Raw genomic sequence first — 17,453 nt, forward strand, 5'->3', positions numbered from 1 at the left:
ACAGGCCGCGCGGGCCAATATGGTAGAACAGGATGGCGCAGCTTTCTGACGATTGTTTTGCGTTCGGCGCCCCGTTGATGCCGATCGACGACGCGGTCGCCCACATTTCCTCACGGCTGCATCCGGTCGAGGAGACGGAGACGGTTCCGCTGCAGTCTGCCGACCGGCGCGTGCTTGCCGCAGACATTACAGCCCCGATTCCGCTGCCGCCTTTCACGAATTCCGCGGTGGACGGCTATGCGGTGCGCGGCGACGATCTGCCGCAAACCGGGGAACGGGCTTTCCCTGTCGAGCGCCGCGTACAGGCCGGCATGTCTCCGGGCCAGCCCATCTCCGAGGGCCGGGCCGTGCGCATCTTTACCGGTGCGCCGATGCCCGACGGTGCCGATACCGTTTTCATGCAGGAAGACGCCCGCCTGGAGGAGGATGGCCGGGCGATCCTTCCGCCGGGCCTCAAGCGCCGGGCCAATGTGCGCCCGGCAGGCGAGGATGTCGCCGTCGGAAAGACCGTCTTGAGGGCCGGCCACCGCTTGCGCCCGCAGGACATCGGGCTGATTGCCGCCTTGGGCCTGACCGGGGTCGAAGTCTGGCGACGGGTGCGCGTCGCCGTATTCTCGACGGGGAACGAGATTGTCGCGCCGGGCCAGATCCGCGGCCCGGCCCAGCTTTTCGATTCGAATCGGTTCATGCTGATCGCCATGCTGGCGCGGCTTGATTGTCAGGTGACCGATCTGGGCATTCTCAATGACGATCCCGCGGTGATCTCGCAAAGCCTGCTGGGTGCCGCTGCGGAGCACGATCTGATCCTGACCTCGGGCGGCGTTTCGACCGGGGAAGCGGATCATGTCAAGGCGGGCCTTGAGAGCGTCGGCTCGCTGGTTTTCTGGCGTGTGGCCATCAAGCCCGGCCGTCCTGTCGCGATGGGTGTGGTCCGGGGAACGGCCTTCATCGGACTGCCGGGAAATCCGGTGGCCAGCTTCGTCACCTTTGCCCATATCGCGCGTGCCGCGATCCAGGCGCTTGCCGGAGAACGCCTCTCACCGCAATTTTCAATCCCCGTGCGTACGGCCTTCTCCTACCGGAAGAAGAAGGGCCGCCGCGAATATGTGCGAGCCAGCCTGCGCAAGGCGGCGGACGGTTCATACGAGGCGGTGAAGTTCCCCCGCGAAGGCGCGGGCCTTCTTTCGTCGCTGGTCGAAACGGATGGTCTGGTTGAGATCAACGAGGAATGCACCAGGATCGAGCCGGGCCAGACCGTCGATTTTCTTGCCTATCCCAGCCTGATCTGACAAGATGATAGCGGGCACGCTTCAATCTGCCGGGCGAGGATTCGCTGCGGCAGCAGTTTCATTGACGGGGAGCATGCCCTTGGTCATCCTGTCGCCCATGACGACGGCCAAACTTGATCTGACGGGATTGAAATGCCCCTTGCCGGCGTTGAAGACCCGCAAGGCGCTCGGGCGCATGAAGCCGGGAGATCGGCTGGAGGTGCATTGCACCGATCCGCTCGCTGCAATCGACATTCCCAATCTCATTAGCGAAACGGGTGATCGCATTGAGGACATCGCACGCGATGGAGCGCAGATAAGATTCCTGATCGAGAAGGCGGATAGAACCGCGGTTCCGCAATGATCGCTGGACGCGGCGACGGGGCCGAGCGTTCGATCCGCGAGTGAACTGGCGTTCGTAAGCGAGGATAGTCTTGCACGATAGAAGAAATACCGGAAATACTGCCGATCTGGCGCAGCTTGGTCCGTCCAGCAAGGGAGCTCCGACATATCGAGATCGGCGCGGGCGTGACCGAGGGCCCAAGGGACGCGCGCTCGACGATGCCGCCATGCGTGAAATCCAGGCGCTGCTCGGGTCGCGCCCCCGCCGCCGCGACCTGCTGATCGAGTTTCTGCACCTTATCCAGGATCGCTACGGGTGTCTGTCCGCCGCCCATCTGCGGGCGCTTGCGGAGGAAATGCGTCTGGCGCAGGCCGAAATATATGAAGTGGCGTCATTCTATGATCACTTCGACATCGTCAAGGAAGGCGAGGCGAAGCCGGCACCGCTGACGATCCGTATCTGTGATTCGATAAGCTGCATGCTGGCCGGGGCCGAGAAGCTGCTGGAGGAGATTGCCGCCGCCGTCGATCCCAAGGAAGTGCGCGTGCTGCGTGCCCCCTGCATGGGCCGGTGCGCCACCGCGCCGGCGGCCCGCATCGGGGACCGTGAAGTGGACCATGCCGACAGCTCTATTCTTGTCGAACTGGCGCGGTCGGGCGAGACGGGAGTGGCAATCCCCGCCTATACCGGGCTCGACTCCTATTCGGCCGCCGGAGGCTATCGGCTCCTGCGGAAGGTGCGGGAGGGGGAAAAGAGCATCGACGACATCATCGAGACGATGCAGGACGCCGGCTTGCGCGGGCTTGGCGGCGCGGGCTTCCCGGCCGGCAAGAAGTGGAGCATCGTGCGCTCCTATCCCGGACCGCGGCTGATGTCGATCAACGGCGACGAAGGAGAGCCGGGCACCTTCAAGGATCGGACATATCTGGAAAGCGACCCGCACCGCACTCTGGAAGGCGCCTTGATCGCCGCCCATGCGGTCGAGGCCGAGCGCATCTATTTCTACATGCGTGATGAATATCCGGCGGTTCTCCAGATTCTGCGCACGGAGATTGCCGCGCTGGAGCAAGCAGGCATCATTGCGCCGGGCTTCATCGAGCTCCGCCGGGGCGCCGGTGCCTATATCTGCGGCGAAGAAAGCGCGATGCTGGAGTCGATCGAGGGCAAGCGCGGCCTGCCGCGCCATCGTCCACCCTATATCGCGGAGGTCGGCCTGTTCGGACGCCCGACGCTCAATCACAATGTCGAGACCCTGTGGTGGATCCGCGATATTGTCGAAAAGGGCGCGCAATGGTTTGCAGGGCAGGGCAGGCCGGGCCATCCGGGCATCCGGTCGTGGTCGGTCTCCGGCCGCGTCCGCGAGCCGGGGGTGAAGCTGGCGCCGGCCGGCATTACGGTGCGCGAGCTGATCGAGGACTATTGCGGCGGAATGGCCGAAGGCCATGAATTCAAGGCCTATCTGCCGGGCGGAGCTTCCGGCGGGATACTGCCTGCTTCGATGGGCGACATTCCGCTCGACTTCGGCGGCGAGCTCGCCAAGCAGGGGGCTTTCGTGGGCTCCCATGCCGTCGTCGTCTTCTCGCAGGCGGACAACATCAAGGACGTGACGGTCAACCTCCTGAAGTTCTTCAAGCATGAAAGCTGCGGCCAGTGCACGCCATGCCGCGAAGGCACCGAAAAGATGGTCACATTGCTCAAGAAGGAAAGCAGGCCCGACGAGGCCGCTATCCGTGACCTCGAACTGGTGATGCGCGACGCTTCCATCTGCGGGCTGGGCCAGGCCGCGCCCAACCCGGTCAACCATCTTCTCACTCATTTCCGGGACGATTTTTGAGATGACCAGCAAGATCACCTTTACGCTCGACGGTAAACCGGTGACCGCCGCGGAAGGCGAGACCATCTGGGAAGTGGCCAAGCGCGAAGGCACGCGCATCCCGCATCTGTGCCACGTAGACATGCCTGGATACCGGCCCGATGGCAACTGCCGCGCCTGCATGGTGGATATCGAAGGCGAACGGGTGCTCGCCGCCTCCTGTATCCGCAAGCCGACGGAAGGCATGGTCGTGCGTACCGATACCGAGCGCGCGGAGAAGTCGCGCGCCATGGTCTTCGAGCTTCTGGCCAGCAATATGCGGCCCGCCGAGGAAGGACCGGACAACCAGTCCGCTTTCTGGCAATGGGCTTCCTCCATGGGCATTTCGGGAAGCGACCGCTTCGGCTCGAAATTCGCCTCTGATGTGGAGCCTGAATTCGATGTCACAAACCCCGCGATCGCCGTCAATCTCGATGCCTGCATCTCCTGCGGCGCCTGTGTGCGCGCATGCCGCGAGGTGCAAGTCAATGATGTGATCGGCATGGCCGAACGCGGCAATCATTCCGTGCCGGTCTTCGATATGCATGATCCGATGGGTCGCTCGACCTGCGTCACATGCGGCGAATGCGTGCAGGCCTGCCCGACAGGTGCGCTCTACGAAAAGTCGCTGATGGACAAGGAGGCCAGGACCCGCGCCGTCCAGTCCTTCGACAAGGTGGTGGATACGCTTTGTCCCTTCTGCGGCGTTGGCTGCCAGACGCGCGTTGCGGTAAAGGACAACAGGATCGTCCAGGTCGACGGCCGCAACGGCTATGCCAATGAGAATCGCCTCTGCGTCAAGGGCCGCTTCGGTTTCGACTATGTCATGTCGCCGGAGCGCCTCACCAAGCCGCTTATCCGCCGCGACGATGCGCCGAAATTCGGCGATATCGACCTGCGCGGCGTCGATCCGCTCACCGTCTTCCGCGAGGCAACATGGGAAGAGGCGCTGACGCACGCCGCGGATGGTCTGAAGGCTTTGTTGGAGAGCCATGGCAGCACGGCGCTGGCCGGTTTCGGCTCGGCCAAGGGCTCCAATGAGGAGGCTTATCTGTTCCAGAAGCTCGTGCGGCAGGGATTCGGCACCAACAATGTCGATCACTGCACGCGGCTTTGCCATGCCTCTTCGGTGGCCGCGCTGATGGAGGGGGTCGGCTCCGGCGCCGTCTCTGCACCTTTCAACGATGCGCTCAAGGCCGACTGCATCATCGTCATCGGCGCGCGTCCGACCACCAACCATCCGGTGGCGGCGACCTATTTCAAGCAGGCTGCCAAGCGTGGCAAGAAGCTGATCGTCATGGATCCGCGCCGTCAGGATCTGATGCGCCATGCCACCTATTCGCTGCAGTTCAAGCCTGGCAGCGATGTTGCCATGCTGAATGCGCTGATCCATGTGATCATCGAGGAGAAGCTTTACGACGAGCAGTATATCCAGGCGAATGTTTCCGGCTTTGAGGCGCTCAAGGCCAAGGTGAAGGATTTTTCGCCGGAGGCGATGGCGGAAGTCTGCGGCATCGAGGCACAGGTGCTGCGTGACGTCGCCCGCACCTATGCCAAATCGGAGCGCTCCATCATCTTCTGGGGCATGGGCATCTCCCAGCACACGCACGGCACCGACAATTCCCGCTGCCTGATCGCGCTGGCGCTGATCACCGGCCATGTCGGCCGGCCTGGCACCGGGCTTCACCCGCTGCGCGGCCAGAACAACGTGCAGGGCGCCTCCGACGCCGGCCTCATTCCGATGTATTTCCCCGATTACAAGTCGGTCGAGAACATCGACATTCGCGGCCAGTATGAGAACTTCTGGGGCCAGACGCTGGATCCCAAGCGCGGCCTGACCGTCGTGGAGATCATGGACGCCATCCATGACGGCGAGATCAAGGGCATGTATATCATGGGCGAGAATCCGGCCATGTCGGATCCCGACCAGACCCATGCCCGGCAAGCGCTGGCCATGCTAGATCATCTGGTGGTGCAGGACATCTTCCTGACCGAGACCGCATGGCATGCCGACGTGGTGCTGCCGGCCTCTGCCCATGCCGAGAAACTCGGCACCTATACCAATACCAACCGCCAGGTGCAGATCGGCCGCCCGGTGCTCGACCCGCCTGGCGAGGCGCGGCAGGACTGGGAACTGATCGTCGAGATCGCAAGGCGTATCGGGCTCGACTGGAAATATGAGCACGTGTCAGACGTCTATGCCGAAATGACGAGCGTCATGCCCTCGCTGCGCAACATTCCCTGGGAACGGATCGAGAGGGAAGGGTCGGTCATCTATCCGGCCGATGCCGAAGACAGGCCGGGCAACGAGATCATCTTTACCGAGGGCTTCCCCACTTCCGACGGCCGCGCCCGCATCACGCCGGCCGACCTTCTGCCGCCGGCCGAGGTGCCCGACGAGGAATATCCGCTGGTGCTGACCACCGGCCGTCTGCTCGAGCATTGGCACACCGGCGCAATGACGCGGCGGGCCGGTGTGCTGGATGCGATCGAGCCCTACGGCATCGCGGCCATGAATCCGCGAGAGATCGCCAAGCGAGGCCTCTCCCAGGGCGAGATAATCAGGGTGGAAACCCGTCGCGGAACAGTCGAGGCAATCCTGCGGGCCGACCGCGAGGTCGCCGACGGCATGGTCTTCATGCCGTTCTGCTTCAACGAAAGCCCTGCCAACAAGCTGACCAACCCGATGCTCGATCCGTTCGGCAAGATTCCGGAGTTCAAATATTGCGCCGCCCGCGTGGAGCCGGTTACGCAGATGGAGGCCGCCGAATAATCTGGAGCCGGCGTCTGCCGGTCCCCTCCGCAACAGCGTCGGGTATTGGTGATGCCGCGGAGAGGCCAGGGCAGGCATGGGATTGCGCAGCGAGACGACAGCTCGCTTCTCCGCCACGGGCATCAAACCCGCCATTTGAGCGGATGTTCCAAGCCGGGCCGCGCGGCCTAATGAATGGGGGTATCGTTGCGGTCGAACTCTATGGCGCAGCCGCTGCGCATGATCTCCTTCGCCAGGAGATCGGCAAGCACTTCATCCGAGTAAGGCAGGTCGGGAACCGCTTGGCGGGTCGCTCGAACGACCGCGGAAAGCGGAACGGGACGTTTGTGGCGTTGCTGGGCGAAAAACGGCCTGAGAGCCATTACGACATGCGGCGGCAGATGGTGCTTTTGCATTTGCCACCTCCCTTCTGCCAAGCATTTTAGGCGCGCAAGTCCTGCCGGCCAATCACGAATTGTGTCAGTGACGGTGCTCCCGTCAGGGATAGAACAGTGCTTCAAAGAACCGGCATCGTGCCGGGTCGCCTCGGAGGACAAAGCCTCCGCCGGAACTCATGTGGATGGAGTCCGCTCCCGCTTTGCGGATGATGAACCAATCTCCGCGACTCAGCTATCGTGCGCGCATGTGAAAGTCCCCGGACCGGCGCCAGCCGGACCCTGCGCTGCAAGCTTCGACGGATGGAGTCGTTTCATTCCGAGCAAATCCTGCCTCTCCAGCCCGTGCAAGACCGCCCGTTAACCATTGGTTAACCATAGCGCGCATAGACCACAACAATGGAAAATTAACCTAGATGACCAAAGTGCTAACAGACGCTCGACCGATCCGCCTCAAGGGCCGCTCCTTCCTGGCTCTGGTACTTTCCCCGGAACTCCCCTTCGAGGGATGGCTTGCCCGGCTCGACGATCTGGCGGCGCGTTCGGCGGGTTTCTTTCTCGGGCGGCCGGTCGTCCTCGACGTCGAGGATCTCAACATCAACCGGTCGCAGCTGGCCGAACTGATCGCGGCATTTGCCGAGCGCAATGTCTGGATCATGGGGGTCGAAGGAGCGCGTCCGTCGCTGCTCGGGCCCGGCATGCCGCCGGCCATGAAGGGCGGCCGACCGGCTTCGGATTTCGAGCCACCGGAAGCACCCGCCGAGGCGCAGGAAACCGCCGCTCGCGCGCCTGCGGAACCGGCGATGACGAGCGCCGAGCAACCGCCGGTGCGGCCGGTGCAGTCGATTATCATCAAGGAGCCCGTGCGCTCGGGGCAATCGATCATTTTTCCCGAGGGCGACATAACCATTGTCGGATCGGTCGCATCGGGGGCGGAAATCGTCGCCGGCGGCTCGATCCATGTCTACGGCACGCTGAGGGGACGGGCATTGGCAGGGTCGGTCGGCAATGCCCAGGCGCGCATTTTTTGCAGGAAGCTGGAAGCGGAATTGCTGGCGATCGACGGCCTCTACAAGACGGCCGAGGACATGGATCGCAAGCTGCGCGGGCAGGCTGTCCAGTTCTGGCTCGAGGGCGATGCGATCATGGCGGAAACACTGAATTGAGCGGCGGCGGACCAGAAAACAGGAGAGCGAGATGGCGAAAGTAATTGTGGTGACATCGGGCAAGGGAGGCGTCGGCAAGACCACTTCGACCGCCGCCCTGGGGGCTGCATTGGCCCAGCGCAACGAGAAGACGGTCGTTGTCGATTTCGACGTCGGCCTGCGCAATCTCGACCTCGTGATGGGCGCCGAGCGGAGGGTCGTCTACGACCTGATCAATGTCATCCAGGGTGACGCCAAGCTGCCGCAGGCGCTGATCCGCGACAAGCGCCTGGAGACGCTGCACCTGCTGCCCGCGTCCCAGACCCGCGACAAGGACAACCTGACGGCCGAAGGCGTCGAACGGGTGATCGACGAATTGAGGAAGTCCTTCGACTGGATCATATGCGACAGCCCGGCCGGCATCGAGCGGGGCGCCACGCTGGCCATGCGCCATGCCGATGTCGCGGTGGTTGTCACGAATCCGGAAGTCTCCTCGGTGCGTGATTCGGATCGCATCATCGGCCTTCTCGACGCCAAGACGGCGAAGGCCGAACGCGGAGACCGGGTGGAAAAGCATCTGCTGCTTACCCGCTATGACGCGAATCGCGCCGAGGGCGGCGACATGCTGAAAGTCGATGACGTCCTCGAGATCCTTTCCATCCCCCTGCTCGGCATCATTCCCGAAAGCATGGACGTCCTGCGCGCTTCCAACATAGGCTCGCCGGTCACTCTGGCCGACAGCCGCAGCGCCCCGGCGCTCGCCTATAGTGACGCCGCCCGCCGCCTTGCCGGCGAGGTGGTGCCGATGACCATTCCGGGTGAAAGGCGCGGCCTGTTCAGCAAGATATTCGGACGGAGGGCAGCATGAGCCTTTTCAACTTCTTTAGCAAAAAGAGTTCTGCCCCGACAGCGCGCGAACGCCTGCAGGTGCTGCTTGCCCATGAGCGGGCAACGGTAGGGCATTCGGATCTGGTGGCGCTGCTGCGGGAGGAGATTCTCGCCGTCATCGCCAAGCACGTCCAGATCGACAGCGACAAGGTAAACGTGAAGATGGACCGTGGGGAGCAGGTCTCGACTTTGGAAGTCGATATCGAGATCCCGTTGAAGGCGGGTGTCCGGGCAGCCTGATGGCGGCTGCCCTGCAAGTGGCGGGGAACGCAACCATTCGAGCAAACGAAAGGAGACAAGCATGACCCGCATGGCACTTCTCGAGCGGCTCCAGGAGCTCCAGCAGATGCCCAAGTTCCAGAATCGCGACATCCGCACCATCAGCGCGGTCTTGTCGAACGAAGCGCTGGCCAGGCATGTGGAGGTCTGCGAGGCTGCGGTCGCCGTCTCTGCGAAACAGACGGCTACCACCAATGCTTGATCGCGGTCGGGGACGGGCCTACGGAGCAAAATTGGCGGCGCAGATGCCTGGTTTTTGCTGAACCCGGCGTGGCGGCGGTTCGGTAGATCTCCTTCGCCTTGAAGAGCGGCCGCCATCTTGCCGGACGGCAGTGGAGAAGGCGCTTGGGCAACTCGCCGGGCGTGAATGCCTGAAAGAATGTTTGACATCTCCGATCCTTGACCGGATTGCAGCAATAATTCCCAATTGCCCGCGGGGGCTGCAATAGGAGGGAATCAGATGTCCAAGAAGGTTTGCATATTCTCGGCAATCGGTGCGGCCCTGTTCGTGCTTTCGGCATGCAGCGATCAAGGGCAGGATGCTGGCACGACGTCCAGCACGACAACGACGACGGAGCAGCCCGCGACAACGGATCCGGCAACGTCGGAGCCGACCACCACCGCGCCTGCCGAATAACCGGCGGCTGCGTTTCGCCTCGCCGCCGAGCTGGTAATTTCCGGTGCCGGCTTCGGCGGGCGGGGCCTCTTGAGGCTCGGCCTGCCAATTCTTGACACCTCCCTGGGTCGAGCCTCTTGCGCGAGGAATGTGGGAAGCAAAGACTTGACGATCAGGGCTTAGTCGCCGAGCAACCCGTCAAGGAATTGCCCCAGACAATCACCAATCACCGAGACCTGATAGCCGCCTTCCTGCACGATCACAGTGGGGAGACTGATCGCCTGTACTCTTTTCCCGATCTCGCGAAAGGCCTCGGTCGAGACATCGAGCATCCCGATCGGGTCCTCGCGATGACTATCATAGCCGAGCGCCACGACAAGAGCCTCGGCGCCGAAGGCGCGGACCTGCGCCGCCGCCTCGTCCACAGCCGCGAGGAATGCCGCATCGCCCGTTTTCGGCGCCAGCGGAATATTGATGTTGCAACCTTCGCCGTCGCTTATGCCGCGCTCGTCGGCATAGCCCGTATAGAACGGATAATAGACATTCGGATCGACATGGATCGATACCGTCAGCACATCTTGGCGATGATAGAAGATCTGCTGCGTGCCGTCGCCGTGATGGGCGTCGACGTCGAGAATGGCGACCTTGCCATAGCGGCTGGCCAGCCGCTCTGCAGCTATGGCCGAATTGTTGAGATAGCAGAAGCCATTGGCGCGGTCGGTCCGTGCATGGTGGCCGGACGGGCGGCATAGCGCGAAGGCGGCAGGCGCGCCACCGATCACCGCCTCGGCAGCGGCGGTTGCCGTGTGGGTGGATTTCAAAGCGGATTTCCAGGTGTCGGAACCGATGGGCACCGCAAGGTCTCCGAGATAATAGCCGGCCTGGGCAATGACCGAATCCGAGCGGCAGGGAGGGCGGTGCCGCCATTCCGGCCGCCCGTTCCAGTAGGGGGAAAGGTTGGAGAGCACTTCCGGTCCGGCCTCTGGGGTAGCGCGCCACCGCTCATAGGCGTCCTGCAGGAAATCGAGATAGGGTCTTGTATGGACCGATAAGGCGGGCTCGATGCCGTGGTCCTCGGGTGCTTCCGGTTCGATCCCGCGCGCGGCGAGCGCGCCGAGCAGAGCCTCCGTCCGGCTCGGCAGATCCTTTGGTTCGCGGATGCGGCCGACCTGCATGAATTGCCGCGGGTCGTGCAGGCTCTGGTCGGGATGGAAGAACGCTCGCATCGAGCCCTGCTCCTTGTCGGTTGCGCCCGTTATTGCCGCGCGAGAATGCGACGGGCCGGCTGCTTATGTCGAGATGCTTGAAGTTTGTTCATGTTTTGTTCTAAAATCTGTGGATGAGGAACGATCCTCGTCAGTTTGTTCTCGATGTTTTTCATGATCCGTCTGTTCGCCGGCCGGATCGGCCCGAACGCCTGTTCCTCGGCATTCTGGCCGACATGGAGGCGGCCCGCCATGCCGTCGCGAGACGGTCGGAATTTCTTGGCGGCGATTGCACGGGCTGGAGCCCAGTCAAACATCTGCATGTTTCCCTCCATCACGTGAGGGATGACTGGCGGGTGCGGGAAAAATACGTCTTCGCGGCAGGCCGGGCCGCGAGCGCCGTTTCCATGGCTCCCTTCGAGATGACGTTCCGCTTCATCGGAAGCTTTCCGGGTGCGCCCGCCGTTAACGGCAAGCCGCCACGCCGGCCGCTGGTGCTGTTGGGCGAGGGAGAAGAGGTTTTCGAACTCCACAGGATGCTCGGCGCGGGCATGAGGGCGCAGGGGTTGCGGGCAGCGGAGCTTTTCAGACCCCATATGACATTGGCCTACGGCCCTGAAATGTTCCCCCGCCAGGCAATAGAGCCGTTCCGTCTCACGGTGGCAGAATTCACCTTGATCCATAGTCACCGCGGGCTCTCGCAATACGACAGTCTCGACCGCTGGCCTCTTACCCGCCCATGTAGATGCTCATGAGCTGGGCATCGTCGCGCACATCCGCCGGCGTGCCCTCGAAGCGCTTCTCGCCTGCAGTGAGAATATAGATCTTGTCGGCAATGGGTAGAGCCTCGCGGATATTCTGCTCCACCATGAGGATGCCGATGCCGCGCCGGGTCAACTCGCGCACGCGCTCCAGCGTCTCGCCGACAAGGGCTGGGGAAAGGCCGGCCGAGGGCTCGTCCAGCAGGATGAAGCGCGGCTCGGAAACCAGCGCGCGGGCCAGCGCAAGCATCATCTGCTCGCCGCCCGAGAGCGATCCGGCGGCGACCCCGGTACGCCGCGCCAGCGACGGATATTCGGCCAGCAGAGCCTCGATCCGGCTTTCCACAAGGCGGGCATCGGCGATCGCATGGCCACCCATGCGCAGGTTTTCCATCACCGTCAGGCGTGGGAAGGCGCCGCCGCCCTGCGGCATCATCACCAGCCCTTCGCGCACCACTTCATGCACGGGCCGGTTGCTGATCTCCCGGTCTCCGAGCCTCACGCTGCCCTCCCATGCCGGCAGCGCCCCGGCAACGGCCTTGAGGAAGGTGGATTTGCCGCAGCCATTGGGGCCGAAGATGCAGGTGATCGCGCCGGCCGCAGCCTCGAGCGAGACGCCGTGCACGACCTCGTGCTTGCCGTAGCCGGTGATCACATCCTTTGCCTCGAGCCGGCTCATGCGCGCCGCCCCAGATAGGCTTGCATGACCTGCGAATCCCGCGCGATCTCGTCGAAGGTGCCGGTGGTGATGACCTGCCCGGCATCCATGACGATGATGCGGTCGCAGACGCTGCGCACAAGTTCCATGTCGTGTTCGATCAGGAAGAAGGTTGCGCCTTCGTCGCGCAGCTTCACGATGGCGTCGAGGATGATTTTTCGGATATTGGGGTGCACGCCCGCCGTCACCTCGTCGAGCAGGATGAGCAAGGCGCGGCGCATGATGATGCGGCCGAACTCCAGAAGCTTCTGCTGTCCGCCGGAAAGGTCGATGGCGCGATTGTCGCGCACCGCTTCCAGCGTCAGCAGTTGCATGGCGACCTCCGCGCGCTCATGTGCGCCGTCCCACTGGCCTTCGGCTGCCGCCGCCAGGAGATTTTCCGTAACGGTCATGTTCTCGAACAGGGCCGGGATCTGGAAGGTGCGGGCAAGGCCGAGCCGGGCGATGCGATGAGCCTTCATGCCGGCGATATCGGTGCCGTTGAACAGGATCTGGCCGCTGTCGGGCTTGAACATGCCGGAGACGAGGTTGAACAGCGTGGACTTGCCCGAACCGTTCGGGCCTATCAGGCCGACGATCTCTCCTCGCCGGACTTCGAGATTGACATCGTTGGCCGCCACGATGCCGCCGAAACGGCGCTTGAGGCCTCGTATGGCAAGGATCGGCTGTCCCGACGCCCTTGCAGCCATGTCCCGGCTCTGCGCTGCACCGGCCGTCATGCCCGGCCTCCGCGTCCGACCAGCCGTGCCAAGCTTTGCCGCAAAAGAGAGTTTCCCGGTTTGCCCCGGCGCGTGAACAGGCCGGCAATGCCTTCGGGCAGGAAGAGCACGACCAGGATGATGGCAGCGCCCAGAATGGCGATGTAGAAGGCCGTATCGCCAAAATTCATCCAGATAAGCCGGTTGATCAGGAAAAGGGCAACGCCTCCCAATGCCGGCCCCCAGAAGCTGCCGAGCCCGCCCAGCAGAACCATCACCACCATCTGGTCCGTGATGTCGCCGCCGAGCACGCTTTTCGGGTTTATGAAGGTGACCCAATAGGCAAAGATGCTGCCGAACAGAGCCGCCAGCACCGCCGACAGCGCGAAGGCCTGCAGCTTCACCAGCGACGTGTTGATGCCCATGGACTCGGCTGCCGCCTCATGGTCGCGCAGCGCCTTCACCTTGTAGCCGAAGCGTGAGCGCTCGAAGAGAAGCCAGGTCACGCCATAGGTGAGGGCGACTGCTGCAAGCATGGTGAAATAGAAGAAGTTCTCGTCGAGAAAGGGCGGCAGGCTGAGGCCTCCCGTGCCGCCGGTGATTTCCAGCACATTGACGAGCTGCAGCAGCATTTCGGCAAAAGCCCATGTCGCGATGGCGAAATAGGCGCCGCGCAGGCGCAGGGTCGGCCCGCCGATCACCGCCGCCACGAGTGCTGCGGCAACTAGGCCGACCGGTACGGTGGCCGCGAAAGGCCAGCCGAAGCTGCCACCCATCAGGATCGCCGTGGCATAGGCGCCGATGCCGAAAAAGGCCGAATGGCCGAAATCGATATAGCCGGCATAGCCGCCGATGATGTTCCACGAGCAGGCGAGGCCCGCCCACATCAGCGCACCAGTGGCGATCCGCAGCCAATAAGCGTTGACGAATTGCGGCAACAAAGCCAGCGCGACGAGGATAACGACAAGCAGAAGTATGCTCGGCCAGCGCTTCATCTCAGAGACCCCGCCCCAAAATGCCTTTGGGCGCCACCAGCAGCACAAGATAGAGCGTGGCGAAGATGGCGAGATGCGAATAGGCCGAGCCCCAATAGGTCGCCACCACCGCTTCTATGATGCCGAGGAAAAGCGCCGCCAGGATTGCGCCGCCGACAGAGCCGAGGCCGGCGAGAACGGCTATGAAGAAGGCGAACAGGGTGTAGCGCAGGCCGATCTCCGGATTGACCGAATAGATCGCGCCCATCAGAACGCCGGCCATGGCCGTGAGCCCGGCATAGATGCCGTAGACCGTGGCGCTCAGCCGGTGGACGTCGACGCCCATCAGGCCAGCCGTCTCGCGGTTTTCCGCCGTGGCGCGGATCGCCAGGCCGTAACGGGTGCGGTAGAGCATGAAGAACAGCGCCGCCGCCGCCGCCATCGCGAAAGCGAAGGCGACGACCCTGAGCATCGGAACAGCGACAGGGCCGATCATCAGGCTGCCGCCGCTCAACGCCGTGTCGACGCTGCGCGTGTTGAAGCCCCAGAAGGTGAGCATCCCGCCCCTGAGCAGGGTGAACAGCCCGAAGGTCAGCGCCAGGGCCATCAATTCGGGCCGCGCCGTCCGGCTGTTGCGTACCCGGTAGATGATCGGTCCGATGAGATAGCCCAGGGTACCGAAAAGCACGAAGGCGACCGGCAGGGCAAGGAAGCCGTCCACACCGAGAAGCGACGACATGAAATATGCGAGATAGCCGCCCAGGATCACCCAGGCACCGACCGCGAAATCGATGACATGCAGCACGCCGAAGGTAAGCTGGAAACCGATGGCGAAAGTGGCCACCACGCCGCCGATCAGTATGCCGTTCGCGAGTGTCTGGAGAAGAAGATCCAACCGCGCCTCGTCCGGTTATCAAGCATCCAAGGTCAAAGGATGGGCCAGGGGAGTACGTACCGTACCGTTCGGTACGGCGCCGCATCGTCGGACACGGCGCCGCAGCCTCATCGGGTAAGGAGGGTCAGTTCCACGCCGGCAGCGGATAGACCAGATCGGCCGCCGCGGCGTCCTTCGGTCCGACCGCCACGACGCTTCCATCCTGGATCTGGATCAGGACCGGCACGGGCTGGATGTTGTCGTGATAGTGATCGCCTTCTTTCTCGAACTTCACCGGGCCGTAGAAGGTGGTGATGTCGGTCTCGGCGATGGCATCCTTCAGCGCTGCCTTGTCGGCCGGATTGGCCGGCTTCTTGCCGAGCCGCTTCAGGGCATCGGCAAGTACCAGTCCGCTCGCCGAGCAAGCCGCTTCCGTATAGTCCGGGTAGCTGCCCCAGCGGTTGTGGGAAGCCTCGTTATATTCCTGGGCGGTGCCGAAAAGATCGTCCTTGTAAGGCACGGAAGGCAGCCAGACGGAGATGCCGGTCGTGCCGTCGGCATCGGCGCCAAGCGCCTCCGCATAGGCCGGATTGGTGACGCCGTAATGCATGATCAGCGCAGCGGGGCGGAAGCCCAGCGACTTGGACGTCTTGACGACGTTGATCAGCACTTCCTCATGTCCGCCGACGGCGACGATATCGGGCTTGAGCGCGGCGATCTTGGAGATGGTCGGGGTCAGGTCGCCGGTGGCCGGCACCAGTTCATATGCCACCAATTCGAGGCCGGCCTCCTCGGCACCTGCCTGGAAGCCTTCGCCCGTTTCCTTGGAGAAGGGTTCGTTGACGCCGATCACCGCCACCTTCGCGGCCTTCGGCTCCGACATGTCGCCCAAGACCCCGAGCGAGCGCCCGGCGGAATTGTCGACGGCCGGGATCATGCCGAAATTGAACTCGGGCTTGGCCTTCCAGACATTGGGCGATTCGGCCGAGCCGGAAATCATCGGCACCTGGTATTTCTGGCAGATGGGTTGCACGGCGATGGTGGAGCCGCTGGTATAGGGCCCGAAAAGGCAATCGACTTCTTCCTGCACGATCAGCCTTTCGGCCGCATCCGCACCGGTCGCCGGGTTGCTCTGGTCGTCGCCGTAGAACATCTCGACCTTGAGCATCTCGCCGCCGACCTCGACACCGCCCTTCTGGTTCGCCATCTCGGCCCAGAAATCGTAGCCGCGCCGCGTCAGGTTGCCGCCGAAAATATTCTCGCCGGAAAGCGAGGTGATGACACCGACCTTGATCGTCGGCGCCTGTGCCCGCGCCGTGCGGATAAACGGTGCGGCGAGCGCGAACGAGCCCAATGCGCCGGCTCCGGTGTGGATGAAGCGACGGCGCGAGATCCCCTGTGATTTTTTAGACATGATTTCTCCCGATCTTCCGGCGCGGCGACCGCCGACGCCGGGCAAGATGAAAGCACGCGTCCTCGCCCATGGCAACCTGTTCAGTTGTGCATGACGAGCCTGCCAAGGCGCGCCGGAGAGGAATTGCAAAACGCCCGCGTCGGAACTCGACGCGGGCGCTTCTTGTGCGACGCTTCTCGTTTGCGGTCAGAAGTCCATGCCGCCGCCCGGCATTGCGGGAGCAGGGGTCTCCTTCTTCGGCTTTTCGGCCACCATGGCTTCCGTGGTGACGAGCAGGCCGGCGACCGACGCAGCATCCTGGAGCGCCGTGCGGACGACCTTGACCGGGTCGATGACGCCCTGCTTATAGAGATCGCTGAACTCGTTGGTCTGTGCGTTCCAGCCATAGCCGAAATCGTTGGACTCGCGCAGCTTGCCGACGATGATGGAGCCTTCCGCGCCGGCGTTCTCGGCGATCTGGCGCACAGGAGCCTCCAGCGCCCGGCGCACGATCTCAATGCCATGCCGCTGGTCGGCGTTTTCGGCATCGAGCTTGTCGAGCGCCTTGGCCGCCCGCAGGAGCGCCACGCCGCCACCCGGCAGGATGCCTTCCTCGACGGCTGCGCGCGTGGCGTGCATCGCATCGTCCACGCGGTCCTTGCGCTCCTTCACCTCGACTTCGGTCGCACCGCCGACGCGGATGACGGCAACGCCGCCGGCCAGCTTGGCCAGCCGCTCCTGCAGCTTCTCGCGGTCGTAGTCGGAGGTCGTCTCCTCGATCTGCTGCTTGATCTGGGCGACGCGGCCCTGGATCTCCTCCTTCTTGCCGGCGCCGTCGACAATCGTGGTGTTTTCCTTCTCGATCTCGACCTTCTTGGCGCGGCCAAGCATGTTGAGGGTCACATTCTCGAGCTTGATGCCGAGGTCTTCCGAGATGACCTGGCCGCCGGTGAGGATCGCGATGTCCTCCAGCATGGCCTTGCGGCGATCGCCGAAGCCCGGAGCCTTGACGGCAGCAACCTTCAGGCCGCCGCGCAGCTTGTTGACGACGAGCGTCGCGAGAGCTTCGCCCTCGACGTCCTCGGCAATCACAAGCAGCGGCTTGCCGGACTGCACCACGGCTTCCAGCACCGGCAGGAGCGCCTGCAGGTTGGACAGCTTCTTCTCATGGATCAGTATGTAGGGATCCTCGAGCTCGACGCGCATCCTTTCCGGATTGGTGATGAAATAGGGGGAGAGATAGCCGCGGTCGAACTGCATACCCTCGACCACTTCCAGCTCGGTCTCGGCGG

At 63.4% G+C, this 17,453-nt stretch carries 18 protein-coding genes; 9 read left to right on the forward strand and 9 right to left on the reverse strand.

The annotated features are described in order from the left end of the window. Positions 1–32 precede the first annotated feature (32 nt). The 4 genes from glp to fdhF all read left to right on the forward strand — a co-directional run bounded on the left by glp (position 33) and on the right by fdhF (position 6,236). Entirely contained in the window at positions 33–1,289 is a 1,257-nt protein-coding gene (gene glp, locus L598_RS19870; protein ID WP_144865490.1) for a gephyrin-like molybdotransferase Glp, read from the forward strand. A 97-nt stretch (positions 1,290–1,386) separates the two neighbouring features. Further along, entirely contained in the window at positions 1,387–1,632 is a 246-nt protein-coding gene (locus L598_RS19875) for a sulfurtransferase TusA family protein (protein WP_144865688.1), read from the forward strand. A gap of 205 nt (positions 1,633–1,837) precedes the next feature. Further along, positions 1,838–3,445: an NADH-ubiquinone oxidoreductase-F iron-sulfur binding region domain-containing protein gene (locus L598_RS19880; protein WP_144865492.1), complete on the forward strand. Its 1,608-nt coding sequence runs from the start codon at positions 1,838–1,840 to the stop codon at positions 3,443–3,445. A 1-nt stretch (position 3,446) separates the two neighbouring features. Beyond that, positions 3,447–6,236, forward strand: coding sequence for a formate dehydrogenase subunit alpha (gene fdhF, locus L598_RS19885; protein ID WP_144865494.1), 2,790 nt, complete (start codon positions 3,447–3,449; stop codon positions 6,234–6,236). Between the two features lie 167 nt (positions 6,237–6,403). Here fdhF and L598_RS19890 read toward each other — a convergent pair whose 3' ends face one another. After that, positions 6,404–6,631 (reverse strand): hypothetical protein, encoded by a 228-nt coding sequence (locus L598_RS19890; protein WP_144865496.1) that lies wholly within the window; start codon positions 6,629–6,631, stop codon positions 6,404–6,406. A 395-nt stretch (positions 6,632–7,026) separates the two neighbouring features. On the opposite strand from L598_RS19890, the gene minC reads away from it, so the two are divergent. The 5 genes from minC to L598_RS21555 all read left to right on the forward strand — a co-directional run bounded on the left by minC (position 7,027) and on the right by L598_RS21555 (position 9,559). Further along, the gene (gene minC / locus L598_RS19895) at positions 7,027–7,776 is read left to right on the forward strand and encodes a septum site-determining protein MinC (RefSeq protein ID WP_144865498.1); all 750 of its coding nucleotides are present in this window, start codon (positions 7,027–7,029) and stop codon (positions 7,774–7,776) included. 31 nt (positions 7,777–7,807) lie between these two features. Then, complete coding sequence (minD, locus tag L598_RS19900; protein ID WP_144865500.1) at positions 7,808–8,623, forward strand: septum site-determining protein MinD; 816 nt, start codon at positions 7,808–7,810, stop codon at positions 8,621–8,623. Beyond that, a complete protein-coding gene (minE, locus tag L598_RS19905; RefSeq protein WP_144865501.1) occupies positions 8,620–8,883 on the forward strand; it encodes a cell division topological specificity factor MinE in 264 nt (87 codons plus the stop codon). Before minD ends, minE begins: the two co-directional genes overlap by 4 nt. 61 nt (positions 8,884–8,944) lie before the next feature. After that, a complete protein-coding gene (locus L598_RS19910; RefSeq protein WP_144865503.1) occupies positions 8,945–9,124 on the forward strand; it encodes a hypothetical protein in 180 nt (59 codons plus the stop codon). A 258-nt stretch (positions 9,125–9,382) separates the two neighbouring features. Then, entirely contained in the window at positions 9,383–9,559 is a 177-nt protein-coding gene (locus L598_RS21555) for a hypothetical protein (RefSeq protein WP_186445124.1), read from the forward strand. A 158-nt stretch (positions 9,560–9,717) separates the two neighbouring features. Here the strand turns inward: L598_RS21555 and L598_RS19915 are convergent, their stop codons facing one another. The 8 genes from L598_RS19915 to groEL form a co-directional block, all read right to left on the reverse strand. Further along, the gene (locus tag L598_RS19915; protein WP_144865505.1) at positions 9,718–10,764 is read right to left on the reverse strand and encodes a histone deacetylase family protein; all 1,047 of its coding nucleotides are present in this window, start codon (positions 10,762–10,764) and stop codon (positions 9,718–9,720) included. A 29-nt stretch (positions 10,765–10,793) separates the two neighbouring features. Next, the gene (locus L598_RS19920; RefSeq protein ID WP_144865507.1) at positions 10,794–11,339 is read right to left on the reverse strand and encodes a hypothetical protein; all 546 of its coding nucleotides are present in this window, start codon (positions 11,337–11,339) and stop codon (positions 10,794–10,796) included. A 133-nt stretch (positions 11,340–11,472) separates the two neighbouring features. Continuing rightward, complete coding sequence (locus L598_RS19925) at positions 11,473–12,183, reverse strand: ABC transporter ATP-binding protein (RefSeq protein ID WP_144865509.1); 711 nt, start codon at positions 12,181–12,183, stop codon at positions 11,473–11,475. Further along, on the reverse strand, positions 12,180–12,941 hold the full coding sequence (locus L598_RS19930) for an ABC transporter ATP-binding protein (protein ID WP_246658854.1): 762 nt from the start codon (positions 12,939–12,941) through the stop codon (positions 12,180–12,182). The genes L598_RS19925 and L598_RS19930 overlap by 4 nt, the downstream gene beginning before the upstream one ends. Then, positions 12,938–13,915: a branched-chain amino acid ABC transporter permease gene (locus L598_RS19935; protein WP_144865511.1), complete on the reverse strand. Its 978-nt coding sequence runs from the start codon at positions 13,913–13,915 to the stop codon at positions 12,938–12,940. Before L598_RS19935 ends, L598_RS19930 begins: the two co-directional genes overlap by 4 nt. Before the next feature lies 1 nt (position 13,916). Next, entirely contained in the window at positions 13,917–14,789 is an 873-nt protein-coding gene (locus tag L598_RS19940; protein ID WP_144865513.1) for a branched-chain amino acid ABC transporter permease, read from the reverse strand. 124 nt (positions 14,790–14,913) lie between these two features. After that, the gene (locus L598_RS19945) at positions 14,914–16,182 is read right to left on the reverse strand and encodes an amino acid ABC transporter substrate-binding protein (protein ID WP_144865515.1); all 1,269 of its coding nucleotides are present in this window, start codon (positions 16,180–16,182) and stop codon (positions 14,914–14,916) included. 186 nt (positions 16,183–16,368) lie between these two features. Further along, the coding region (gene groEL / locus L598_RS19950; RefSeq protein WP_144865692.1) for a chaperonin GroEL at positions 16,369–17,453 on the reverse strand (1,085 nt) is incomplete at its 5' end.

The organism is Mesorhizobium sp. J18 (genome assembly GCF_007829525.1).
Classification (GTDB): domain Bacteria; phylum Pseudomonadota; class Alphaproteobacteria; order Rhizobiales; family Rhizobiaceae; genus VLJP01.